General features: G+C 47.6%; 22 protein-coding genes and 4 tRNA genes. 18 read left to right on the forward strand and 8 right to left on the reverse strand.

Translation table 11 applies throughout. From position 1 onward, the window contains the following. Window positions 1-11: 11 nt before the first annotated feature. Window positions 12-1,214: a septation protein SepH gene (sepH, locus tag ACN08Z_RS02625; RefSeq protein WP_419103052.1), complete on the reverse strand. Its 1,203-nt coding sequence runs from the start codon at window positions 1,212-1,214 to the stop codon at window positions 12-14. 420 nt (window positions 1,215-1,634) lie between these two features. Between sepH and ACN08Z_RS02630 the strand changes: the two genes are divergently transcribed. After that, complete coding sequence (locus ACN08Z_RS02630; protein ID WP_419101941.1) at window positions 1,635-1,934, forward strand: DUF4193 domain-containing protein; 300 nt, start codon at window positions 1,635-1,637, stop codon at window positions 1,932-1,934. A gap of 73 nt (window positions 1,935-2,007) precedes the next feature. Here ACN08Z_RS02630 and ACN08Z_RS02635 read toward each other — a convergent pair whose 3' ends face one another. Continuing rightward, window positions 2,008-2,493, reverse strand: coding sequence for a DUF3093 domain-containing protein (locus ACN08Z_RS02635; protein WP_419103053.1), 486 nt, complete (start codon window positions 2,491-2,493; stop codon window positions 2,008-2,010). Window positions 2,494-2,673: 180 nt separating this feature from the next. Here ACN08Z_RS02635 and dut point away from each other — a divergent pair, with 180 nt between their 5' ends. From dut to ACN08Z_RS02655, 4 genes are read left to right on the forward strand one after another with little or no spacing between them, the layout of a single operon-like run. Beyond that, window positions 2,674-3,120 (forward strand): dUTP diphosphatase, encoded by a 447-nt coding sequence (gene dut / locus ACN08Z_RS02640; protein ID WP_419103054.1) that lies wholly within the window; start codon window positions 2,674-2,676, stop codon window positions 3,118-3,120. A gap of 49 nt (window positions 3,121-3,169) precedes the next feature. Continuing rightward, on the forward strand, window positions 3,170-3,958 hold the full coding sequence (locus tag ACN08Z_RS02645) for a DUF3710 domain-containing protein (protein ID WP_419103055.1): 789 nt from the start codon (window positions 3,170-3,172) through the stop codon (window positions 3,956-3,958). Window positions 3,959-3,961: 3 nt separating this feature from the next. Further along, window positions 3,962-4,531 carry an asparaginase gene (locus tag ACN08Z_RS02650; protein ID WP_419103056.1) on the forward strand — a complete coding sequence of 190 codons (570 nt, stop codon included), beginning with the start codon at window positions 3,962-3,964 and terminating at the stop codon, window positions 4,529-4,531. Continuing rightward, entirely contained in the window at window positions 4,528-5,229 is a 702-nt protein-coding gene (locus tag ACN08Z_RS02655) for a DUF3159 domain-containing protein (RefSeq protein WP_419103057.1), read from the forward strand. Before ACN08Z_RS02650 ends, ACN08Z_RS02655 begins: the two co-directional genes overlap by 4 nt. 85 nt (window positions 5,230-5,314) lie before the next feature. Here ACN08Z_RS02655 and ACN08Z_RS02660 read toward each other — a convergent pair whose 3' ends face one another. Then, window positions 5,315-5,968, reverse strand: a complete 654-nt coding sequence (locus ACN08Z_RS02660; RefSeq protein ID WP_419103058.1) for a potassium channel family protein — start codon at window positions 5,966-5,968, stop codon at window positions 5,315-5,317. A gap of 4 nt (window positions 5,969-5,972) precedes the next feature. After that, window positions 5,973-6,662 (reverse strand): potassium channel family protein, encoded by a 690-nt coding sequence (locus ACN08Z_RS02665; RefSeq protein WP_419103059.1) that lies wholly within the window; start codon window positions 6,660-6,662, stop codon window positions 5,973-5,975. A 151-nt stretch (window positions 6,663-6,813) separates the two neighbouring features. Between ACN08Z_RS02665 and ACN08Z_RS02670 the strand changes: the two genes are divergently transcribed. The 5 genes from ACN08Z_RS02670 (at window position 6,814) to dxs (ending at window position 16,646) form a co-directional block, all read left to right on the forward strand. Continuing rightward, window positions 6,814-8,781 carry an APC family permease gene (locus ACN08Z_RS02670; protein WP_419103060.1) on the forward strand — a complete coding sequence of 656 codons (1,968 nt, stop codon included), beginning with the start codon at window positions 6,814-6,816 and terminating at the stop codon, window positions 8,779-8,781. A gap of 78 nt (window positions 8,782-8,859) precedes the next feature. Further along, window positions 8,860-10,308, forward strand: coding sequence for a class I SAM-dependent RNA methyltransferase (locus tag ACN08Z_RS02675; protein ID WP_419103061.1), 1,449 nt, complete (start codon window positions 8,860-8,862; stop codon window positions 10,306-10,308). Window positions 10,309-10,667: 359 nt separating this feature from the next. Continuing rightward, on the forward strand, window positions 10,668-13,352 hold the full coding sequence (acnA, locus tag ACN08Z_RS02680) for an aconitate hydratase AcnA (protein WP_419103062.1): 2,685 nt from the start codon (window positions 10,668-10,670) through the stop codon (window positions 13,350-13,352). A gap of 197 nt (window positions 13,353-13,549) precedes the next feature. After that, entirely contained in the window at window positions 13,550-14,485 is a 936-nt protein-coding gene (locus ACN08Z_RS02685; RefSeq protein ID WP_419103063.1) for a DNA-methyltransferase, read from the forward strand. Window positions 14,486-14,666: 181 nt separating this feature from the next. Then, window positions 14,667-16,646: a 1-deoxy-D-xylulose-5-phosphate synthase gene (gene dxs, locus ACN08Z_RS02690; RefSeq protein WP_419103064.1), complete on the forward strand. Its 1,980-nt coding sequence runs from the start codon at window positions 14,667-14,669 to the stop codon at window positions 16,644-16,646. A 301-nt stretch (window positions 16,647-16,947) separates the two neighbouring features. On the opposite strand, the gene ACN08Z_RS02695 is transcribed toward dxs, so the two are convergent. The 3 genes from ACN08Z_RS02695 to msrB all read right to left on the reverse strand — a co-directional run bounded on the left by ACN08Z_RS02695 (window position 16,948) and on the right by msrB (window position 19,155). Further along, window positions 16,948-17,373, reverse strand: a complete 426-nt coding sequence (locus ACN08Z_RS02695) for a Rieske (2Fe-2S) protein (protein ID WP_419103065.1) — start codon at window positions 17,371-17,373, stop codon at window positions 16,948-16,950. Between the two features lie 33 nt (window positions 17,374-17,406). Further along, window positions 17,407-18,672, reverse strand: a complete 1,266-nt coding sequence (locus ACN08Z_RS02700) for an HRDC domain-containing protein (RefSeq protein ID WP_419103066.1) — start codon at window positions 18,670-18,672, stop codon at window positions 17,407-17,409. A gap of 63 nt (window positions 18,673-18,735) precedes the next feature. Further along, window positions 18,736-19,155, reverse strand: coding sequence for a peptide-methionine (R)-S-oxide reductase MsrB (msrB, locus tag ACN08Z_RS02705; RefSeq protein ID WP_419103067.1), 420 nt, complete (start codon window positions 19,153-19,155; stop codon window positions 18,736-18,738). Between the two features lie 215 nt (window positions 19,156-19,370). Between msrB and ACN08Z_RS02710 the strand changes: the two genes are divergently transcribed. Further along, window positions 19,371-20,657: an alpha/beta hydrolase family protein gene (locus ACN08Z_RS02710; protein WP_419103068.1), complete on the forward strand. Its 1,287-nt coding sequence runs from the start codon at window positions 19,371-19,373 to the stop codon at window positions 20,655-20,657. An 82-nt stretch (window positions 20,658-20,739) separates the two neighbouring features. On the opposite strand, the gene ybaK is transcribed toward ACN08Z_RS02710, so the two are convergent. Continuing rightward, entirely contained in the window at window positions 20,740-21,237 is a 498-nt protein-coding gene (gene ybaK, locus ACN08Z_RS02715; RefSeq protein ID WP_419103069.1) for a Cys-tRNA(Pro) deacylase, read from the reverse strand. A gap of 205 nt (window positions 21,238-21,442) precedes the next feature. Between ybaK and zapE the strand changes: the two genes are divergently transcribed. The 7 genes from zapE to def all read left to right on the forward strand — a co-directional run bounded on the left by zapE (window position 21,443) and on the right by def (window position 24,857). Then, window positions 21,443-22,483, forward strand: coding sequence for a cell division protein ZapE (gene zapE / locus ACN08Z_RS02720; RefSeq protein WP_419103070.1), 1,041 nt, complete (start codon window positions 21,443-21,445; stop codon window positions 22,481-22,483). Window positions 22,484-22,692: 209 nt separating this feature from the next. After that, a tRNA-Gly gene (locus ACN08Z_RS02725) sits at window positions 22,693-22,765 on the forward strand. Between the two features lie 47 nt (window positions 22,766-22,812). Continuing rightward, window positions 22,813-22,883 (forward strand) — tRNA-Cys (locus ACN08Z_RS02730). Between the two features lie 25 nt (window positions 22,884-22,908). Continuing rightward, window positions 22,909-22,980, forward strand: a tRNA-Val gene (locus tag ACN08Z_RS02735). 119 nt (window positions 22,981-23,099) lie between these two features. Further along, a tRNA-Gly gene (locus ACN08Z_RS02740) sits at window positions 23,100-23,175 on the forward strand. Window positions 23,176-23,367: 192 nt separating this feature from the next. After that, a complete protein-coding gene (locus ACN08Z_RS02745) occupies window positions 23,368-24,246 on the forward strand; it encodes a cytochrome (protein ID WP_419103071.1) in 879 nt (292 codons plus the stop codon). 11 nt (window positions 24,247-24,257) lie between these two features. Further along, window positions 24,258-24,857 (forward strand): peptide deformylase, encoded by a 600-nt coding sequence (gene def / locus ACN08Z_RS02750; protein WP_419103072.1) that lies wholly within the window; start codon window positions 24,258-24,260, stop codon window positions 24,855-24,857. Window positions 24,858-24,863 lie beyond the last annotated feature (6 nt).

Below are 24,863 nucleotides of genomic sequence, written 5' to 3' on the forward strand. Positions count from 1 at the left end.
ACTGGCGACTGTTAACGACGCTGATTACCAAAAATAATGTCGTCCCAGCTTGGCACAGAAGTGCGTTTTGAACGAGACGAAGAACTTTCAGCCTTGGCAGGGGTTTCTGGACTTTCTGTACGAGAAGAATCTGCAGAAACCTCATCTGCAGAATCTTGCTGTTGCTCAATATCAGCCGAATCAGAGCTCATCGCTGATACATCTTGTGATTCAATATTTTTCTGAACAGATTGCTGCTCTGTGGTAGCTACCTCATCGTTAGCTTGTGGTTGATCCTGCACATTCTGAGGCACTGAATCAGTAGAAGAGACAACAGAATCTGCTACTACAGTGACCTTTTGAGCGCTACTATTACGGGCACGCTCCAATAATTCTGCAAGTTTACGTTCACTTGCAGATGCGAAGTCACGAGTTCCAGCACCTTCAACAGACTGTGGTTTTTCTGAAAGAGGAGCTACTTTTGGAGTTGATGCTGAAATCTCAGAAAGCTCTGCTACAGAATCCGTTGACGTCTGGACAGGCTCCTCTACCGAGGCAGGGGTATCTTCCTCATGTTGATGAGCATGAGACATCATCCCCGGAACAGGTGCATCTTCTTGATCTGCTCGTTCCATCAAAAAATAAGCCGCTTCATTGGAGGCATAGACACTCTGATTCGCAGGATTATACGTCCATCGTGCAGGGAAAACGACGGTCTGGGGAATACGCTGCTGAGCCTGTTCACTGAGCTCAATATCAGCGCTAATGCTCCACTGCCCAGATTCTTGCTGATAGGTGCTCCACTGAGCGTCTTCTAGAGGAAGATTGAACTTTTCGCCAACACGCTCCATGAGCTCATCTAATGAGAGAGCGGGAGCGTCGGAACGACCATGTGAAAGAACCGCCGGAGAAATACGCACCGCGCGTGCTGCAGCAATAATATGAGCACGTTCTGCAAGAATAGGCCACTCATAGCGGCGCACACGTTCTGCTTCCCAACCAGATTCCTCAACGATTTGTTCAACACTCGCTCCCTGACGGAAACGTGCCTGAATATCACGAGGACCAAAAACACCGTTGCCAGGGCGACCACGAAGAGGCTGAATACGACGAGCTTTAGCGATGCTCGTGCGTAGATTCTGATCAATAGGAAGAATATAACGTTCCCCTTGCGCAGATTCTAAAACGAGATGCTCACCGTCATCATGGATACCAGATAGTCGCAGCTCAAGCATGTTATCTCCTTGTTGGCAATAAAGTTCAAGAAAAGATTACCCCGAGACGCCCATAACGTGCAGGAAACAACCACTCAAAAAACTAAAAAATACGTTTTTAATATGGAGGTGTCACCTCAAAGGCCACCATAAGGTGTAAAAAAAGTCACATATTCTCAAGGGCGTATCCATGAAACCCGCGAAAAATAAGGGTTCTTCTCAGAAAATAATCATCAATAGAAAAAATAGATAGCTTCCACAGTAAAAAATAGCTGTTTCTTACTAGACAACAGCCAATATTTAGTGAAAAATGCTACGCGTTACCGGAAACTAAAGCATCACGTCTTTACTCACGTAAGGTAACACTGTCCCACAGACTGCAGAAACTTCCCTAACGTACGATGGAAGGTATGCCTAAACACACGGAGCGTGAAAAACACTTTGGCTACAGACTACGACACACCTCGTAAACAGGACGAAGAAAATAACGAAGAATCATTTGAAGAGCTCAATAACCACCGCTCAGAAATGCAATCAGGTGCTGTTGACGAAGACGAAAACGCAGCAGCTGAAAGTTTTGAGCTACCCGGTGCTGACTTGTCTAATGAAGAACTCAACGTCGTTGTTCTTCCTGCACAAGATGACGAATTCACCTGCGGTTCTTGCTTCCTCGTGCGTCACCGTTCACAAATCGCTCACGAAGACGGCGGAATGCAATACTGCATCGATTGCGAAGGCTAACACCAGCCAATACATGTGGGGAGGGGTGAGAAACCAAAAATGGTTTCTCACCCCTCCCCACATGCACACATAGTTATTCTTCAAGCGATGAATCCTCAGGGACTTCTTTACCCTCATTGAGAATCTCAACAATACGTTCAGGATGACGGCTAGAAGCTAACCAATAAGGAGTTGGATCGGCTGGATCAACAATATGAATCCGAACTTTTGGCTCAATCCAACCACGAAAACACATAAAAGCACGACCATCTAATGCAGGCCCCGCAACGACTCTCGCCGCATCACCATAAAAAGACTCGGCGTAGCCCACATATTCCCTCTCAATCTGTGCTCTACCAACACGCAACACTCGAGAAGTAATCTCAATCGTTGGCGAAGAAGCAAAGAGAACACCACTGACCAGAAGCATCATGAGAATACCCACGACAATACCGATAGGGATATTAATCGGAGCAGCAACAAGATAACTTGCACAACCCACCCCAATAGCTACTAACCAAGTACCAAAACCGGGGGAGAGACGCTCATAGTAAAGAACATCAGGGGAATCAGGAGACATACATAAACCTTTGAAAGATAGCGAACAAGCATAAGCCGTAGAACTATCTTAGCGATATTCAACCGCTGATACTGAGTTCTACTAGGCGATGTGAACTAAGATTCAAGAACTCTATAGAGAAAAGACTAAGACATCACACGAAGTACTCGAATGGGCATAATTCTAGTACAGTGAACTACTGTGACTGAATCTATCGATATACCCCTCAAAATGCTCGATGAAGGTATTCCTGCTCCAAGCTACGCACACGATGGTGACGCTGGCGCAGACCTTCGCTCAACCATTGATGCTGTCCTCGCACCCGGCGAACGCAAAATGATACCTACAGGTGTGTCTTTGGCACTACCTGACGGATATGTTGCACTTGTGCACCCCCGCTCAGGTCTTGCAGCACGACACGGCATCACCATCGTCAACGCACCCGGAACCGTAGACTCTGGATACCGTGGAGAAATTATCGTCTGCTTACTCAATACAGACCAACACGAAGCCTTTACCATCAACCGTGGCGACAGAATTGCTCAAATGGTGATTCAACGCTTTGAAAAAGCTCATTTTATGATGGTCAACGAATTGCCTTCCTCCGAACGAGCTGAAGCAGGGTTCGGTTCAACAGGTGTTCGCTAGAATAATTGAGAAAACATCATAGAACTGCTGTATACGTAAGGTAAAAGATATGTTTGGGTTTGGAAAAAAGAAAAAACGTGAAGACTCAGCTCAACAGAACCTAGAACAGGGCACAGAGCAAGAAGAACAACCAACAACAGAAGAGGCTACTGAGCCAGTAGAAGAAACGGCTGAAGAAAACCTCAACACCCCCTATGACTATGACCGTTCTTCTGGGCCATGGGACGTCTCCGAACAGCAAGAAACAGAAGGCTACATGGACTTTGGTGCAATGCGCATCAAAATGGTCAACGGGCTAAACATGCGTTTAGACATCGAACAAAAAAGTCAACAGCTCGTAGCGGTAACACTCACTAAAGGTCAAGGAAGCTTGCAAGTACAAGCTTTTGCTGCACCTAAATCACGTGGAATCTGGGACGATATCCGTCAAGAAATTGCACACTCAGTACGTGAACAGGGCGGAAGCGTTCAAATCCTTGACGGGTCTTTAGGGCGGCAGCTCGTCTCTCGTATTTCTGCGCAAACAGCAGACGGACGTAAAGGTTTTAGAGTAGCTCGCTTCGCCGGTGTAGATGGGCCTCGCTGGTTCCTTCGTGGTGTATTTGCCGGAGATGCTGCAGTTAAACCAGAAGCCGTAGCGGAAATGGAAGAAGTGTTCCGGTCAATTGTTGTTGTTCGTGGGCAAGACCCTCGTCCTCCTCGCGAACTATTGCCGATGACAGTTCCTGCCTCTATTCAAGAAGCACAGCAACAAGCACAACAACAGTCCACACCTCAGGGGAAAGAAGAACCCCTTAAAATGCCTCGTCGCGGACCAGAAATCACAGAAATAGGGTAGAAAATGGTGCCTACTGCGGCAGAGAATACTAGCCATGAGCAAGTTCTACGAAAACGCTTAGAACGTTACCCTGAGCGTTTTCGTGCACGTGTGGGTGGACGCGTTGTTCACGTAACACTATCTGCCCCAACCGATCCACCGAGATACACTGCAGTACTTGAAGTGCGCCGTTCTAAGCCGCTCGCACCCTCTAACTATCATCAGCTAACGGGTATTCCCATTATTGAGGTCCTTGAAGAAGACTCTGATGACGAAACTCAAGAAGTAATCGCCGACGATGACTCTTCTGAAGAAACTCTTAGCGATGAAGAACATAACATTCCTCAATATCGTGTGAGCAGCTACCCCAAAACACCTGCCCCACTATATCCAGAGTTTCCGCCCCTTGCTGAAGGTGACTATCTCGAACTCATCTGGCACGGTCAACGCAACGTTCCAGGGATTGTTGCAGGTACCTATATTCGCTGTAGTGGGATGCTCTCTCAACGAGTGACGCCTCATCGGATGTATAACCCACGCTATGAGATTGTTCCATCACATGTTGCCTATGAAGAGAAACATAAAACACCATGAACCAAGAACAGCCCTCAGACTTTCAAGACCAAACCACTGAAACGACTCAGGGAAAACCTGTAAGTATCAGTACCGCATTAGAGCAAGCCGGTACCCACTTACGGCGTAAAGACAACGGACACGTAGATATTCTTCACGCAGTGGGTGGCGTTCGAGGCATAGTTGAAGCAACCCTTCCAGGGGTAGCTTTTTTGATTCTTTTTACCACCACCAAAGAACTTTTTATTGCTTTAGCCTTTTCTTTAGGTGTGGCTGGTATCTTTGCGTTGCTTCGCCTGAGACAGCGGGGCACCTTGATTCAATCGTTATCTGGTTTCATCGGGGTTCTCATCTGCGCTGTTATATCGTATCGTTCAGGTAGTGCCACAGAGTTTTATGCCCCAGGACTGTACATTAATCTGGTGTATGGTCTTCTTGTGGGCGGATCTGTGGTGGTTCGTTGGCCTATTCTGGGACTTTTCTACAGCTATATTCGTGGTGAGCAAGGTCATTGGCGTCAACGTCCAGAACGTCTACGGGCTTATAATCGGGCAACTCTAATACTCTGCGCGATGTTTTTTGCGCGTCTTGCTGTGCAAGTTCCTCTGTACCAGATAGGCGATGTGACGGCTTTAGGTATTGCCCGTCTTCTGATGGGGATACCACTATACGCGGTGGTCTTATGGGCAAGCTGGATTATTTCTAAGCCTCAGCAATAAAGTGATTTCTTGTGATCATCACCGTCTTTGAGAGAATAAAAACTCGTGTACATCTACATCGTATAGTTGTACACGAGTTTTCTTTTTAGCTAAAGAGGGCTTTAATATCTTCTTCTCCGTCGGCAGTGGTGATGAAGAATAGTTCGTCTTCGCCTTCGATGGGTTCATCGGGGCTAGGGGGACGAGGTACACCATCACGTAGTATGGCGGTTAGCGTGGTATCTTCTGGCCAGTGAATCTGAGATACCGTGTGCCCAATGATGGGGTGGTCTGAAGGGACTGTATATTCTACGAGCATTGCACCACCGGCTTGAAGCTGGAGCAACCGGACAACGTCACCGACTTCTACTGCTTCTTCAACTAGCGCTGTCATGAGCCGTGGAGTTGAGACTGCAACATCAACACCCCATGATTCGTCGAAGAGCCATTCATTTTTGGGATTATTGACTCGTGCGATAGTGCGTGGCACACCATATTCTGAACGTGCTAGTAGGGAGACAACAAGGTTTGATTTGTCGTCGCCGGTGGCTGCAACAATAACGTCAGCGGTTTCGGGTTTGGCTCGACGAAAGACAGAAAGTTCACAGGCGTCACCGATAATCCATTGTGCATTGCGTAATTCGGAGCGCCCAATGACTTCGGGTTTTTTATCAATAATACGAACATTGTGTCCGTGTGCGGTGAGCTCTTTTGCAATGGAAGATCCGACGGAACCTGCACCAATAATGAGAACGTGCATTGTGTTATCTCCTGTCGTTTTCGTCGGTTGATTCTGCCGGTGGGGCAGCAAGAACTCGAGATATTTCACCAATATCTTCAGTGCGCATCATCGCGTGGACGACATCTCCATGCTGATAGCTAGAGTCTGCACGCGGGAGGATACCTTCCCCGAAACGGGTGATATAGGCAATGCGAACCTGTGCGGCAGCTTCAATATCTGTAAATGGGCGTCCTGCCCATTCTTCGTGGAGCTGTAGTTCTGCAAGAATAAGTCGACCTGAGGCTTCTCTGAAATCTCCTGTCATGGTTTGTTCTGGCAGGATACGTCGCAGCACTTGGTCTGTGGACCATCGCACTGCGGCGACGGTAGGGATTCCGAGTCGTTGGAAGAACTCTGCACGGTTCGGGTCATTAATACGGGCAACGACGTGGGAGACACGAAAAGTTTCTCGAGCGACTCGGGACGCAAGAATGTTCGAGTTATCCCCAGAGGAGACTGCAGCGAACGCATAGGCCTCTTCAATGCCAGCACGTTTGAGGGTTTCTCTGTCGAAACCTACTCCAGTAATTTTTTTACCAGAAAAGTCTTTACGTAATCGGCGGAAGGCTTGTTCGTCTTGGTCAATAACGGCAACAGTATGACCTGAATCTTCGAGGGTATGCGCAAGCATGACACCGACTCGACCTGCTCCCATAATCACAAAATGCGGCATATTTGTCTCCTCTAAAAGCCCTCGGCCATTTGCGTGCAACCTATAGCCTATTCTAGTTTTTGTGATGACGCTAAGCCTCTGAGGATGATTTTAGTGTTTTTTGGGCGGGGTAGCTGTTTTTTAATCTCTGAAATGGCTACTCTTAGAGGCTGTGAACAAAGTATGGGGACACATCAAACGTTCTATTTGGGGACGACCAACGCACCGAGCAAATGTGCGTTTTCTTGCGTTGCCTAAACGCCGTGCTTTTTCACTTTTTGGGGCAGATAGTGTTTCGTCGGTTGCTTACGCTCCAGACGAGATTATTCTTATGCTTTCTTTAACTGGTGCTGCGGGGCTTGTTTTTTCACCTCTTGTCGCTATTGGTATTGCTTTGACGTTGCTGATTGTGGTGGGAACATACCGTTATAACGTTAACCAGATTTCTGAGCATGGTGAATACGAGCTTGTCTTACACCGTTTAGGGCCGACTCCTGCTTTGGCACACGGCGCGTCTTCTATGGTGGATTATGTGCTGACTGTGGCTGTCGCAATATCCGCTGCTACTCACTATCTTTTGACGATTTTTCCTCATCTCGTGCCACACCAACACTATCTTGCAGCGTCGTTGGTTATTGCCGTGACTTGGTTGTGTATTCGAGGGCTTCGTTTTACAAGTAAAGCTTCAATGGTTCCAACCTACGCATTTTTGGGGATTCTTGCTTTTACCGGTGTGGTAGGCATCTACCAGTATTACACCGGTACGTTAGCGATGGCAGAAAGTAGCACCTATTATGTGATTCCTCGTGGTGGTTTAGAAAGCGTTGTGAGCGGTTTAGGGCTCGTTTTGTTATTGGCACGTGCCTTTTCCTCCGGTGCTGTTGCGTTGACTGGTGTGTCAACGATTAATAGTTCTGCGCAGTTTTTTGCGGCTCCCCAGAAACGTAACGTTGCTACTGTTTTGATGATTTCAGGGTTTGTCTCTTCAGCTCTTTTGCTGTTGGTGATGTTCCTTGTGCATGCTATTGGTGCGGTGGTTGTTCAAGAACCCGAAAAATATTTAATGGTTCAAGGACGTCTCGTTGGCGAGGGCTTCCGACAAAAACCGTTGTTGTATCAGGTCGCTGAAACGATTTTTTCGGGCTCTTTAGCACCTGTTCTTTTAGGGTATGCAACGGTGGGTATTTTGCTGACTGCCGCATGTACTGCTTTCGCTGGTTTTCCTTTGCTGACTTCTTCTATCGCCGAGAATAAGTATCTGCCGGTTCAAATGAGAGCGCTTCATTCTGCTCGTCTTCACGCGAATTCGGTACTTGTTTTGGGTGCTTTATCTGTGCTTTTGGTGTTTATTTTTGGTGCAGATATTAATGCGTTGATTCAGATGTATATTGTGGGGGTTTTTACTTCCATGTGTTTGACTCAGAGCGCTATTTTGAGGCATCGCTGGCAGCAGTTGCGTATTACTTTAGAGCGTTTTAAGCGGCGTAAGTTGATTCGTGATGTGTTGGTGACTTCTTTTGGTTTGGTCGTCACGGCAGTGTCGATGCTTGTGGTGCTTTTGACGAAACTGACTCAGGGCGCTTGGGTGAGCCTCATTCTTATTCTTTTGACGATGGGAATGATGACGTTGATTCGTCATCATTATGATTATGTAGATAAGGATTTAATGTTGTCTCAGGATGAAGAGTCATTAGAGCAGGCTCGTGCACTTCCTTCACGAGTGCACGCTGTGGTGTATATTCCTCGTTTGCGTAAGCCTGCTGCACGTGCTTTGGCGTATGCGCGTGCTTCTCGCGCTTCAACGATTAGCGCTGTTGCTATTAACGTCGCTGAGCAGAGCACGAAGGAGTTATTGAAGAAATGGGATACACTGGGTGTTCCTGTTCCGCTTACTATTTTAGATTCTCCATATCGTGATAGGGTCACTCCGTTGATTGAGTACATTCGGCAAAAGAAAGCTCAGTCTCCTCGCGATATTGTGGTGGTGTATTTACCGGAGTACGTGATTACTCGGTGGTGGGAGCGTTCTATTCATCGAAGAACGGTGCATAAACTTGCTCAACGTCTACGTCATGAGTCTGGTGTTGTTATCGCTCATGTTCCGTGGTCTGTCGGTCAAGAACAAGGAATCATTCAATAATGCTTGAGGCTAGGCACCTTTTATAGGGACAATACTTTAAAGTTGTTGGTGCTGGCTATTCATAAGACTAAGGACGCTATGAGCACAGTAGATTTTCATGTGGGTGCGATTTTTCGTGTACGACCGGAGCGAGTTGCTCACGGTGGGTTCTTTGTGGCGCGTCATCATGGGCGGGTTATTTTTGTTCGTCATGGTGTAGTCGGTGAGGAAGCAACGGTTCGGATCACGGGTATTGGACCGAAGGAGCGTTTTTTCTTTGCCGATGTTATCGCGGTTGAGTCGCCGGCGCCTGCCCGTCGTGATGGTGTGTGGGAGCCTGCAGATGCTCTAGTTGCTGCCCAAGAGGGCAGATTGCCGGTGGGCGGTATGGAGTATGCGCATTTATTACCTGCCGTACAGAGAGAATATAAACGTGAGATTGTTCGAGAACAGTTGATTCGCTTAGGTGCAATGGACGCTCAAAATCCTGTCCTTGAGAGCCTAATTGTGCAGGAGTTACCTGGGGGAGAGTACGGTACTCGTACGCGTATTCATTATTCGGTTACTGAGCAGGGGCGTATTGGGATGAGTCCTTATCGTTCTGCTGAGGTAGTAGCGGTGCAAGGATGCCCGCTAGAGGATGCTGCCATGGGGCAGTTACGTCTTCATGAGTTAGAGATTCCTGATGTTGCTCGGGTTGATGTTGCGGTGTCTTCAACGGATGAGCGGACGGTTCATTTTACTTTGCGTGATGGTGTATCTGTTGCCTCGGTGAAAGATGATCTTCTTGCGCAGTGCCAGATGTTGTGGTCAGATCTTTCTGGGGTGAAGCCTTCTATTCTTTGTTCTGCTGTTAACCGTTCTGGGGGGCCTTCGCAACCTGTGATTTTATATGGCCAAGAGACTTTGCATGAGTCGTTTGAGCTGTCGGGTCGTACTTATAAGTGGGAAGTTTCTTCTCGCGGTTTTTGGCAGAATCATCGTTGGGCGGCTCAGACTTTAGGTGCTGCTGTGTTAGAGGCTTTGCCGAGTTCTCTTAAAGGCGGCACGATTTACGATATTTATGCTGGCGCTGGTTTGTTTACCGCTCTTGCTGCTGATGTCGTGGGTGCTAAGGGAACTGTTTTGAGTGTTGAGGGGTCTGCGATAACTCATAAGAACGCTCGATATAATTTTGCTGTTCCAGATGGTTTTTCTCGTACTGATCGTTCTGCTAAAACTCATATTGAGGTGCGTCGTGGTGACGCTCGGAAGGTTTTGGAATCTACGGTACGTCAGGTGAAAGCGGGGGAGTTTAAGGCTCCTGATGTTGTTATTCTTGATCCATCTCGTGAAGGTGCTGGTCGTGGTGTCATCCGTCAGATTGATATCTTGGCCCCTGCGCGCGTTATATATATTGCGTGTGATCCTGCGTCTTTGGGGCGTGATACAGGGTATTTACGCGCTTTGGGTTGGCAGATGGTTCAGCTGAGTGCCTTTGACATGTATCCGAATACTCATCATGTGGAGTCTATTGCAGTCTTCGAAAAGGCACATAAGGGTGAATAGTATCACATTTTGTGTATTTCTTTGATATTTTTATTCTAAAAGTCGCTCTATTAAATAATCAGAAGCTTTCGCACCCCTCGAAAACCGCTAGTTTTCAGGGGTGCGATTTTTTGTCTTGAAAAATATTTTTTGAAAAAAGACGTTCTATTTAGTCACGTTTCTTTTGCGAAAAACAACTTTGAGTGTGACACGGTACACTAGTCAATGATAAGAGTTAGTGTCAATGTGTCTCTAAGAATCGCATCACACCAGCACGCAAACCACAGGTAGCGTCCACACACGCACTATCTGAAGGTAGAGAACGAACATAGAGACCACACCACACAAACTTTCCATAACAGTGTCGAGAGGAGTCCCACATGAGCACTGTGGATAGCTTTAGTTCCAAAGGCGCACTAGAAGTCAAAGGAACAACCTACGAAATCTATCGGCTCAACGCCGTCAAAGGTGCAGAAAAACTTCCATACTCACTGAAAGTTTTACTCGAAAACCTCCTGCGCACCGAAGACGGTGCAAACATCACAGCAGAGCACATCCAAGCTCTCGCCCAATGGAACCCCAACGCAGAACCTAACACCGAAATCCAATTCACTCCTGCACGAGTCATCATGCAAGACTTCACCGGTGTTCCCTGCGTTGTAGACCTTGCCACCATGCGAGAAGCCGTTAAAGACCTCGGCGGCGACCCCAGCAAAATCAACCCACTAGCACCAGCAGAACTGGTAATCGACCACTCCGTACAAATTGACAACTTCGGAACATCCGAAGCTATCACCCGCAACATGGACATCGAATACCAGCGCAACAGCGAACGCTACAAATTCCTCCGCTGGGGACAAGGCGCCTTTGACGACTTCAAAGTTGTCCCACCAGGAATGGGCATCGTCCACCAAGTCAACATTGAATATCTGGCACGTACCGTCATGGCACGAGAAGTCAACGGCACCCTACGCGCATACCCCGACACCCTCGTCGGAACCGACTCGCACACCACCATGGTCAACGGTCTTGGCGTGCTCGGATGGGGCGTCGGCGGTATCGAAGCAGAAGCCGCCATGCTCGGACAGCCCGTATCCATGCTGATTCCACGCGTCGTCGGATTCAAACTCACCGGCTCCATCCCCTCCGGCGCAACCGCAACAGACGTGGTACTCACCATCACACAAATGCTTAGAGAACACGGCGTCGTCGGAAAATTCGTAGAATTCTACGGTGAAGGCGTCAGCCAAGTTCCACTAGCTAACCGTGCAACTATCGGAAACATGAGCCCAGAATTTGGCTCCACCGCAGCAATGTTCCCCATCGACGAGGTAACACTAGACTACCTACGTCTAACCGGACGCACTGAAGAACACATCGCATTGGTCGAAGCCTACACCAAAGAACAAGGACTCTGGCACGACCCACGTCAAGAAGTTCAATACTCCGAGTACCTCGAACTCGATCTTTCTACGGTCGTACCCTCTATTGCCGGCCCCAAACGTCCACAAGACCGTATCGAACTCTCTTCCGCACGCGAACAATTCAGCAAAGACATCCACAACTACACCCAACCTGGCAAAGAACACCAAGAAGTTGAAGTGTCCATGGCTGACGGGCGTCACTTCACCCTTAAAAACGGTGCCGTCTGCATAGCCTCCATCACCTCTTGCACTAATACATCTAACCCCTCAGTGATGATGGCAGCCGGTGTCCTTGCACGTAACGCGGCAGCAAAAGGCCTCACCGCCAAACCTTGGGTCAAAACCTCTATCGCCCCAGGCTCTAAAGTTGTGACCGACTACTACGAAAAAGCTGGACTACTACCGGACTTAGAAGCACTAGGCTTCTATGTTGTCGGTTACGGCTGCGCCACCTGTATCGGAAACTCCGGTCCACTCGAACCAGAAATCTCCGAAGCCATCCAAGAGAACGACCTCTCTGTCACCGCCGTACTCTCCGGCAACCGAAACTTTGAAGGCCGTATCTCTCCAGATGTGAAAATGAATTACCTCGCTTCACCGCCGCTGGTTATTGCCTACGCGCTGGCAGGAAGCATGGAATTCGACTTCGAGAACGACCCACTCGGCCAAGACCACGACGGAAATCCCGTCTACCTCAAAGACATCTGGCCACACCCTGCCGAAGTCGAAAAAATCATTGCAGAAGCAGTCGATACCGAGATGTACACCAAAGAATACGGAACCATCTTTGACGGCGACGAACGCTGGCAATCTCTTGAAACACCCACCGGAAACACCTTCGACTGGGACGAAGACTCCACCTATGTGCGCAAACCCCCATATTTTGAGGGTATGAGCATGGACATCGAACCGGCTCAAGATATTATTGGTGCTCGCGTGCTCCTCAAATTGGGGGACTCCGTCACCACTGACCATATTTCTCCTGCTGGTTCTTTCGCCGCTGATACTCCTGCCGGGCAATACCTCATCAAAAATGGAGTAGAACGTAAAGACTTCAACTCTTATGGTTCTCGTCGCGGTAACCATGAGGTAATGATTCGAGGAACCTTCGCTAATATTCGTATCAAGAATCAGCTACTGGACGGCGTTGAAGGTGGATTCACCCGAGACTTCACTCGTGATGGTGTGCAAAGTACCGTTTATGATGCTGCACAGAACTACCAGCAAGCAGGTATTCCATTGGTTGTCTTAGGCGGTAAAGAATACGGTACCGGTTCTTCTCGTGACTGGGCGGCTAAAGGTACAACTCTTCTAGGAGTTAAAGCTGTGATTGCTGAATCCTTCGAGCGTATTCACCGTTCAAACCTTATTGGTATGGGCGTTCTTCCGTTGCAATTCCCTGACGGAGAATCACATGAGTCACTGGGCTTGGACGGAACAGAAACTTTCACAATTTCTGGTGTTGAAGCACTCAATGACGGAGTAACTCCACGAACTCTGACTGTTACGGCTACTGCTGAAGACGGTACCGATACCGTCTTCGACGCTGTTTTGCGTATTGATACCCCCGGTGAAGCAGACTATTACCGCCACGGTGGTATTTTGCAATATGTGCTACGTAACCTTGTGAGAGAAAGCTAAAGAACCTGATTCTTTTATCGCATTCTTGAGTGTTGCGTTTCTATAAGAGAAATCGCCAGCTCATGGTTTCTGTATCTCTCGGTATGAGATGGTGCTAAACCGTGAGCTGGCGATTTTTATTCCAAATTATATATTTTTTAGATGAGCATTTGAGAGGAAAGAAAACGTCCTGCTCAAAACCTGTTAAGATAGTTTTTATGCTAAAACAACCCATCTGGAGCGCGGACTCACCGAATCTGGTGATACACGGGGATAACCTTAAAGTCATTGAACATCTGCCAGATGAGTCGTTTCAGCTCATCTACATCGACCCTCCCTTTAACACTGGAAAAGTTCAGAAGCGTCAGAGCCTGAAAACTGTGCGTTCTGAGGGCGGCAATAGAGTGGGGTATCAGGGGCAACGGTATCAAACCATTAAAGGAGATATCGCCAGTTACGATGACTCTTTTGCAGACTTTTGGTCTTTTCTTGAGCCTCGTCTGCAAGAAGCTTGGCGTCTACTTAAACCAGAGGGAACTCTTTACCTGCACCTTGATTATCGAGAAGTTCACTATGCAAAAGTTCTTTTAGACGGACTATTTGGCAGAGAATGTTTTTTGAACGAGATTATTTGGGCTTATGACTACGGTGCTCGGACTAAACGACGTTGGCCCACAAAACATGACAATATTTTGGTGTACGTCAAAGACCCTAAAAAATATTATTTTAATAACCAAGAAGTTGACCGTGAACCCTACATGGCCCCAGGGCTGGTCACTCCCGAAAAAGTTGCCAAAGGTAAATTACCTACTGACGTGTGGTGGCATACGATTGTTTCTCCCTCAGGGAGAGAAAAAACCGGTTACCCCACTCAAAAACCTTTAGGCGTTCTACGTCGGATTATTCAAGCCAGTAGCGCGGAGCACGACTGGGTTCTTGACTTCTTTGGGGGAAGCGGAACGACTGGTGCCGCCGCATGGGAACTGAACCGTCGTTTTGTTCTCATCGACCAGAATAAACAAGCAATTGACGTAATGCAGAAACGTTTTGAAAACTCTCCACCTGCTGAACCGTCATCGCAAGAGGCTGTGCCTGCTCCTGTGCGTTTTACGGTATTTCGGCAACGGCCAGTTCGCTTAGTAGACCGAGCATAGAAGAACGGTGCTTGAGCATGGTAAGCAAATAACGAACTATTTGGTGGCTTTAGTGTTCATAAATCGATGTAGCCTTACCACAACGGGTATCCTTGTATAATTATTGTTTCTATTTCGGGCCTCGTCTAAGGCACTGTGAACTAGTGCAGATACGACCTATCGGTGTTTAAAGGAGAGCAAGATGGGACTACTAGAGAATATCTCTTCCCCTGAAGATTTGCGGAGCCTATCACAGGATCAGATGAATACACTGGCTCAAGAAATTCGTGAATTCTTAATTAAACACGTTGCCCAAACTGGTGGACATCTTGGACCTAATCTTGGTGTCGTCGAATTGACACTTGGCATTCATCGGGTCTTCAACTCTCCTGAAGACTCCATTATTTTTGATACAGGGCACCAATCTTATGTTCATAAGCTCGTTACAGGACGTCAAGACTTTCAGACTTTACGCCAAAAAGGCGGTTTAGCCGGATACCCCGACCGTTCCGAATCTATTCACGATATTGTTGAGTCTTCTCATGCCTCATCTTCTTTGAGCTGGGCAGACGGTATTTCTCGGGCTCACGCACTCCAAGGAAAATCAGAACACTATACAGTAGCTCTTATTGGCGATGGTGCTCTCACCGGTGGTATGGCGTGGGAAGCCGTGAATAATATTGCGGCCGATAAAAACCGCCGTGTAGTCATCATTGTCAACGACAACGGACGTTCTTACGCGCCTACTGTTGGTGGCTTCGCTAACCATATGGCAGAGCTACAGCAAGAATTTCAAAAACATCTAGATTCTGTTCGACTAGATCGCCGCTATGACCGTACTCTCGATAAAATGCGTCGCGGGCTGCAATCTACAGGCCCTCTAGGTCAGATGCTCTACCGTGGTTTACACGGAATGAAAGCCGGACTAAAAGACATCGTTGTTCCTAACGGACTCTTTGAAGACCTCGGCATGAAATACGTTGGTCCCATTGACGGACACGACCAAGAAGCTGTTGAACAAGCACTCAAATCTGCTAAAAACTTTGCTGGTCCGGTCATCGTCCACGCGATTACCGAAAAAGGTCACGGTTACGCTCCTGCTCGTGCCCATGAAGATGACCAATTCCATGCTGTTGGAAAAATTGACCCGAACACTGGTATGCCGTTATCTTCTTCTGGCGGTCAGTCTTGGACCAGCGTTTTCGCTCAAGAAATTAAAGATATTGCAGACGAACGTGAAGACATCGTAGGCATTACGGGAGCGATGCTCATTCCTGTCGGACTCAAACCGATGGCACAAGCACACCCTGAGCGTGTAATTGACGTTGGTATTGCTGAGCAACACGCTGTTGCAATGAGTGCGGGGCTAGCCTATGGCGGTTTACACCCGGTGATTGCACTTTATGCGACATTCCTGAACCGCGGTTTCGACCAGCTTCTCATGGACGTTGCTTTGCATAAAGCGGGCGTAACCATTGTGCTCGACCGCTCTGGGATTACCGGTCCTGACGGTCCAAGCCATCACGGCATGTGGGATTTAGCATTATTACAGTTTATTCCTGGTTTGTATTTGGCTGCTCCTCGAGATGAACTTACTTTACGAGAAGAACTACGTGAAGCTGTCAATATTAATAATGCACCGACAGTGATTCGCTACCCTAAAGGTAATGTGGGAGAGCCCATTGCTGCGATCGAACGTTGTGAAGACGGTGTAGACGTGCTGGCACGTAACGGTGACCGTGATGAGAGAACTGGACAACGCGACGTACTGATTGTTTCAGTAGGTGCGTTAGCTCCATTAGCTTTGGAAGTATCTGAAGCATTGGCTCAAGCGCAGGTGACAAGCACCGTAATCGATCCTCGATGGGTCATGCCTGTTGCTGATTCTGTTGTAGAAGCGGCTCGGGAACACCGCATTGTGGTAGTGCTTGAAGACGGTGTTCGAGCTGGTGGTGTGGGCGCAAGAATCCGCCAGGTGATGCGCTCGCATGGAGTGGATACTGCCCTCAATGAGGTTGGTTTGCCGGTTGAGTTTATTGCTCATGCTTCGCGTGGAGAAATTTTTGAAGACGTCGGTTTAACCGTTGAGAAAATTACTGCCGATACTTTAGCTCAGCTTGCTGGGCAGATGGTTCCTTATGCTCGAACTAAGGGTGAGAAACCTAACCACGCAAAGAAATAAAATGAAGATACGGTGTTAAAAGCTCTTGGGGTGTTGGGGTACCAAAAAAATTTTTTGGTACCCCAACACCCCAAGAACGTTAAACGCTACGAGAAATTATCCGAAGATGTTGACGATGTCGCCAATGAATTTGAGGATAAGGGTAGCTACCTGAATAATCTGGTTGAAAATCTCCATGAGGGTGACCTTTCCGAAAATAATATGTTGTCGGCAATGAGAACAGGTGTGAGATGAAATACGTCACTCACAGAACCGAATATATCATTAGAAAGTGTCTCTGGCTAGAGGTAATAATAATTTATTAACTGACGAAGATTCTTCCGTCCTTGACCTCTGTCTTATATTCAGGAAGAGGTGTAGGGGCTGGACCACCAGTGACAGAGCCATCTTTAATGGAAAAATGTGACGCATGGCAGGGGCAGGCAATAATGGTTGTTTGGACGTTCAGCTGGCAACCTTGGTGGGTGCACGCTGAACTAAACGCCTTAAAAACACCTTCTTTCGGTTGGGTGAGCATCACTGTTATACCCTCGGCTGTTGCTTTATATGCACCGCCGAGAGGAACATCAGATACTGCAGCCATATCGGTTGGTTTTTGAGGGCCTTCTGCCACCTGAGGTTGTGCATCTTCTTGAGAGCATCCGCTCAATGCTAAACCTGCACTGCCGACGCTCAGACCGCCGAGTACGGTACGGCGGTTCATCCCTTTGTGGGGTACACCTGACATGATTTCTTCCTAAAATAGTGTGAATAACGGGTTTTATGGTGTGTGAAACTTTTCAAATAACGGTAGTAAGACTGGCATAGTGAGCTGAACCTGCCACGGGCGGGCATCAAGTGCGATGAGTCCGTCTTTGAGAGATTCTGCTGAAATCTCACGCGGCATATCCCAACAAATTTTACGTAGTGTATTGGGAGCCAAAATATTATTGTGCGGAATATTTACATCTTCAGAGAGCTGGTTAATAGCAGTTTTCGCTTCTTGAATGAGCTCTAAAGACAGCGGGCGACGACATTCCCATGACTTTAGTGGGGGTGGACCTTGCGAGGGAATGGTGAAAGGAACATAGTCTTTTTCTTGATGTGTTCGAGCGATAGCGCGTATCCAGCGTGGTGCTTCACGTGCTAACGCTCGTGTTTGGAATCCTGCAATTTTGAGTAATTGGGGGACGGTTCTAGGCATCTGTCGCGCTGCCTGAACTAGTGAAGCATCAGGAAGAAGACGCTTAGGTGCGATGTCTTTACACTTTGCAAGGTGCTCTCGTTCGTACCAGAGGTTACGTAGAACTGTTAGTTGGCTTTTGGTTGAAAGCTCGTGAATACCCTTCGTTTTACGCCACGGGTCACGTGGTTTTTGAGGGTGGTTAGTACGGACAATATAGTCGAATTCTTCGAGAGCATATTGAAGTTTCCCTTGAGAGATGAGTACCTCTTCGAGAGCATCTCGTAAATCGACCAAAATTTCAACATCTAAGGCGGCGTAGACTAACCATTCCTTAGGTAATGGGCGAGAAGACCAATTTACTGAGGAGTACTCTTTTTTGAGGGTATAGCCTAAAAGTTGTTCAACCATAGATGCTAAACCGACTTTTTGGTATCCAGCTAGGCGTGAAGCGAGTTCAGTATCAAAAATACGTTGGGGGATTAGCTCTAGTTCTCTAAGGCAAGGGAGGTCTTGAGTGGCGGCATGAAGTACCCATTCTTGCGGTGCAAGGAATTGATAGAGAGGTTCTAAATCTATGGGGGCTATGGGGTCGATAAGAACCGGTGCTGTTCCTGCACGTTTGAGCTGTATGAGGTATGCACGTTGACCGTATCGAATACCTGAAGCTCGTTCAGTGTCGATAGCGACGGGTCCTGTGAGTGCGTCGAGTCGTTCGATGGCGCGTTGTAACGCAAGTTGTGTGGTGATTACAGGAGGAACGCCGCTTACTGGGGCTTCTAATAAGGTAGGTGTCGTTGATGAGGGGGATGAACTTTCTGCACAGCTATTTGCTGTGGTGTGTGTGCAAAACTCATCTAACAAAAAATCACTACCTTGTGTATGTTCGCTCAGGTGCGGGGTGTCGTTTATAGATTATTGTCTATTCTAATCTGTTGTTGTGGGTGCAAACGATAAACAGAGGGAGTTAATGCAGTATCGTTGGTCTGTTGGAGTGTTGTATCCCTCACCTTCAAAGACGTGTCCAAGGTGTGAATCGCATGCTGCGCATCGTACTTCAATGCGTTCCATTCCGAGAGAATAATCTTTGATGTAGCGGATTCGATCTTCTGCTAAAGGGCTGAAAAATGAGGGCCAACCACAGTGCGTCTCAAACTTTTCATTGCTGCGAAAGAGCTCTGTCTTACATGCTTTGCACGAATAGATGCCCTCATCTGTGTGATTCCAATATTCTCCGCTGAAAGGGCGTTCTGTTCCGCCTTGACGTAATATTCTGTACTCTTCGGGGTGTAGTACTGTTTTCCAGTCTTTGACGATTTTTCCGACTTCAGGGTGTTCAGTGTTCATGATGTCCTTGTTTATTTGTTGTTGTACGGTGGTAGTCACCTGAATTTTACTCGTTCTACCTGCTCAAATGTGGTGGCTTATGTTGGTCTTGTCGAACAAAAAGAATAGAACACTGTGAGAAAGATAACCTAAAGTGGATTGATGTTCGGGTTTGTCACTTATGATTAACACGGTAATTAGTTGAACCAGCGAAACCAACTAAGAGCGGAGGAAATATGACCGACTCTCAAAAACAAGAACTAGCCATATCAGATAGCTCACTACTACTTATCAGTGGTGTTGCGCGCAAAGCAGCACGAACGGGTGCGTTAGCAGGTGCTGCTATTACCGCTACCGGTATGTTGTCAGCTGCTGCATTGTCTACCTACTTTGCACGACAAGTGGTGGTGCCGCCTACCAGACCGGAAGAGAACCTTAAAGTTTTTTCTGTTGGTTATCCTGTAGAACCACGACGAGAAGACGAACATCCTACTACTATCACTCTTAACGCGACACCAGCTACACGAGCACCCGGTGAATACGGCCTCTATTTCGACGGTGGTACACATTTTGCTCATCTTGGTGAAGTGCTTTCTTACCAACCATATGAAGAAAAAGTGGTTCGTCGTGTCATCTCCGTTGAATCTGGTGATTTATCAAAAATTGTTCGAGGGCGACTTTCTGGCGTTATTGCCCGAACACCAGAAACTGCGGGGTATCGTGCTGAAGAAATTACCCTCAACTTACCGGTAGGTGAAGCTCCTGCTTGGTTGGTTCACCCTCAAGCAAGTTATCGCGATTATCCTCAAGAGTCGACCCCTAAACCTTCTACGACATGGGCTATTATGGTTCATGGTATGGGTGTAACTCGTGCAGAGACTTTACGCGCGCTTGAGGCAACTCAAAGTCTAGGGCTTACCTCTTTGCATATCTCATATCGTAATGACCGTGACGCTCCGCCTTCAGACGATGGCCGCTATGGTTTAGGGTTCACCGAATGGCAAGATGTTGATACTGCCATTGAATATGCTCTAGAACATGGTGCTCAAGACGTTGTCCTCTTCGGATGGTCTATGGGTGGTGCAATTAGTTTGCAGACTATGGATAGAGCACGCCATCGTCGTGCAATTAAGGCTCTTGTCTTAGACGGACCGGCTATTGATTGGCTTCAACTCATCGAGTACCAAACAAAATATAACCGTCTGCCATTGCGTATCGGAGAGCTAGGTGTCTCGATGATTTCTAAACCTGCTCTAAATATCTTTACCGGACTTAAACGCCCAATTGAGCTATCGAAGATGTCGTGGACTCGCCGCCCCGGTGATATTCGAGTCCCAACTCTGATTTTGCATTCTTTGGACGACACATATGTTCCAGCATCTAGCTCTCAAGAGATTGCCATGAAATCTCCGTTAGTGGACTTTATCCCGTTCTTTGGAGCAACGCATACGCGTGAGTGGAATGTTGATCCTCAGAAATGGACGAATACTGTTATTGATTGGCTAAAAATTCGTCTCGGATAGTTGTTCCTCTGCGTCGCTGTTATCGAAGGTGGGTGTTTGCTAGGAGGGCAAACACCCACCTTTTTGTTGCATTGCGGGGATATTAGGAGAGAGCAATTTTGGCGTAGGTGCCGTTTGTAATAGCTAATAAGTCTTGTGGGCTTAGCTCAACGTCTAGACCGCGTTTACCGCCAGAGACAAGTACTGTTGCAAAATCTTCAGCACTGCTATCGAGTAATGTGGGATGCGCTATTTTTTGCCCGATAGGGGAGATTCCACCAACAACATATCCGCTACGACGTTCTGCAATTTTTGGGTCTGCCATAGTCGCATTTTTCCAGCTGAGAGCTGCTGCTGCCGCTTTAAGATTGAGTTTTCCGGCAACGGGTACGATACAGACGGCATAGTTGTTATCGTGGGCAATCATGAGGGTTTTAAAAACTTGTTGTTCGCTTCGACCTAAGGCTGTAGCAGCTTCTAAACCGAACGAGGTCTCACCCTCACGATGTTCATATTCTCGTGGCTCAAAAATAATTCCAGCTTGGCTAAGTGCTTGTAACGCTGCGGTAGCTGTTGCTACGTTTTTCTTTTTCTTTGCCATGATTTCCGTACTATGACTTTCTGTGTTGTGGTGCTTACTTGGTATCTACCCTAGAAATGAGAGAGTGCTTTATCAAGAGCGCTATGAAGTAATGCGGGTCATAGTTGGGTTTTTAATGAGGTAAGGAATTACACTGGTTGAGAACTTAAAACAGCATGACAACGATGTTGCTGTTTCCAAGCCAAGTTTTCAAGGAAGATACCCCATGGCTTCATATACGCACCTGATAGAACGTCGCCCAAATGTTTCGGCACAAGAACTACTTGCAGGATTTCGCCCTTCAGAGCGTTTTGGTGAGGTGTCTTTTGACACGTACCGCCCAGATCCCAGTCAACCAAGTCAGGCTCAGGCAGTAGAGACCTTGCGTGCTTTTGGTGCTACGGTAGCACCTACTCAAAAGAGCGGAGGATTTTTCTCGCGGCTTTTTGGGTCTTCCTCCTCGTCTTCACAGAAGAAAACTGGCATATATCTTGATGGTGGTTTTGGTGTCGGTAAGACCCACCTTTTAGCCTCTTTGTGGCACAGTGTTGAAGGCCCAAAGGCTTTTGGCACTTTTGTGGAGTATACGAACTTAGTAGGGGCTTTGGGGTTTCGTTCTACAGTGGATGCGCTGAGTTCTTATCGTCTGGTGTGTATTGACGAATTTGAGCTTGATGACCCGGGCGATACGGTGTTGATGTCTCGTTTGATGCGTGAACTATCTGATGCTGGTGTTCGTTTGGCGGCAACATCGAACACTTTGCCTGGAGCTTTGGGGCAAGGGCGTTTTGCTGCGGCTGATTTTAAGCGGGAGATTCAGGTTCTTGCTGAACAATTTGATGTGTTACGGGTAGATGGTGAGGATTATCGTCATCGTGGTTTACCTCAGGCGCCTGAGCCTGTTGTGTTGGGTGCTGAAGAGTCTTGTGCTCAGCAACGTTTTAGCGGGAGCGATGTAGTTGCCTGTGATGATTTTTCTGCGGTTATTGAGCATCTATCGGTGGTTCATCCTTCGCGGTATCGTCAATTATTAGATGGTCTTAGCGGTATTGTGTGGAAGAATGTTCAGACGATTACGGAACAGTCAGTAGCTCTTCGTTTTGTTGTTCTTGCTGACCGTCTTTATGACAAGGATTTGCCGATTATCTCTTCGGGTGTTCCTTTTGACCAGGTGTTTACGGAGGAGATGATGAATGGCGGATATCAGAAGAAGTATTTTCGTGCGGTGTCACGTTTAACGGCGTTGGCTCGTGAAGGAAATGGTTAAGGTCGCTACCGCATACACCCAAAATGTGATGTATTGCACGATATGAAATATGGGGGTATTTGTGGTGTAAAAACTCTAAATACCCCTGTTTTCCCTTGAAAACACGGGGAACGTGGCGTGTTGTGTGGCGATTTGGCAAGAGCGAAAAAAGTGTGTAAAGTATTTACCTGTCAAGCCGAACACAAGATGTTTTGTTGAGGTGTTGATATGCGGTTGTAGCTCAGTTGGTAGAGCACCACCTTGCCAAGGTGGATGTCGCGAGTTCAAGTCTCGTCAACCGCTCGCATGATGCTTATAAAGAGCACACGCCCTAGCTTCTAGCAAGGCTCGGTGAGGTGGTCGAGTGGTTAGGCAGCGGCCTGCAAAGCCGTGTACGCGGGTTCAAATCCCGTCCTCACCTCGCAGACATTATTTATAATGTTTAAGCGCGATTAGCGCAGCGGTAGCGCGTTTCCCTGACACGGAAGAGGTCACTGGTTCGATCCCAGTATCGCGCACAAAATAACCCCAGTTCTTAAAGGAACTGGGGTTTTGTGCTACCTGTAAGAAATACTCAGAAGTTGCAAAAAACAGTTTGCACAATACGTTTTTTGTGTGTATAGTATTTACTCGTTGCGCGGTTGTAGCTCAGTTGGTAGAGCACCACCTTGCCAAGGTGGATGTCGCGAGTTCAAGTCTCGTCAACCGCTCCAAAGCAGATAAGACCTCCAGAAACATCTGGAGGTCTTATCTTTTATTCACCATCAAAAATTTGACCACTTCAACTCCAAAAGAGTAGAGTTTTGCAGGGTAATCTGAGTAATTGAACCTACAGAAAATACCCCTCTCAAGTCTTGCAACTTGCACCATGAGCTATCAAATCACTTGAACACCTAAGGTATAACGTGACATCGCCGAAACTAGCATCTGACACCGACCACGGCAGAATGTATGCACGAACTGAAGGCGGAACTCTCGAAGTTCCTTCCATTACCACTATCATCGGACAACAAGCTACAGATTTGAGCGGATGGCACGGATACATGGCAGCAAAAGCAGCCCTAGAAGACCGCCGTTCCTATCGAGTATCACAATCCTCAGGACTAAAATTCGCCATCATACGCGACGCCGCACAAGCTTCAGAAAGATATAGAGACGAAGCCGCCGCCCGCGGAGACCGCGTCCACAACTACGCCGAAAATGTTGCACTAGCAAAAATGGGCAAAGAACACCGCGCCGAAGAATGCCGTGAAATACTTGTGAGCAACGGAGAACAAGCCTACGCAGACCGTTTCGATGAATGGTGGGATATATACAACCCCCGCCCACTAGCAACTGAAGTAACTATTTGGAACCATAGCGTCGGATACGCCGGAACACTCGACCTCGTCGCTGAAATCGCCGGACACGTATGTATCATCGACTACAAAACTAAAGGAACCGATCGCAAAGGACGCGTCAAAGCTCTCGACCCTAAAGTCGTCATGCAACTCGTAGCAGGACTCAAAGCTGAAGAATACATCAGCGATGAAACAGATAACCTCTGGAAGCCGTGGGAATACTCAAAAGCACCTATCCTCATGGGAGTTGCCCTGGGGCAAACACAAGTCGTTCCACAACAAGCGAATCCGGTAATCTTAGAAAAAAACTGGTATAGATTCTGCGCTCTCAAACGCGTCTGGGACTGCACTCGCGATCTGGCAGAAAACGGGGCAGAAGCTCTAATGCCCGTTGTGCCACCACCTGCCACACCAACCACTACACCTATAACACACCTAGGCTAGAAAGAAGACACATGCCGATTCTTAGCATCCGCACCGTTGGAGACCCCGTACTACGTACCGTTTGTGACCCTGTAACAGTTTTTGACAAAGACCTCAAAACTTTAATTCACTCGATGCTAGATACCATGTACGAAGTCAACGGAGTGGGGCTTGCCGCACCACAAATTGGCAACACCAAACGTCTCTTCACCTACGGAAATATCGATGGACAAGAAGGGCACATCATCAACCCCATCCTCGAACGAGGAGAAGGACCTCAAGAAGGGTCAGAAGGATGCCTCTCCGTACCTGGTCTTTCTTCACCAACACCACGCACCAACTGGGCGCGTGTAACAGGCGTGGATTACAATAACCGCCCAATCGTCTTAGAAGGCGAAGGATTGTTCGCCAGAATGTTGCAACACGAAACAGACCACCTCGACGGACATCTTTATATCGATCGACTCGTTGGAGAAGAACGTAAAACCGTGATGCGTGCAATTCGTAGTTCTAACTTTGACAACGTGACTGAACGCACCCAACGAGAACGAGCCACACGAGTTTCCTCCGGATTCGGCACTAACACCCAATCTAGCAGTAGTGCCTTTGGCAGTTCTTTCCTGAAAAAATAAGGTATG

The organism is Rothia sp. P7181 (genome assembly GCF_048513015.1).
GTDB lineage: Bacteria > Actinomycetota > Actinomycetes > Actinomycetales > Micrococcaceae > Rothia.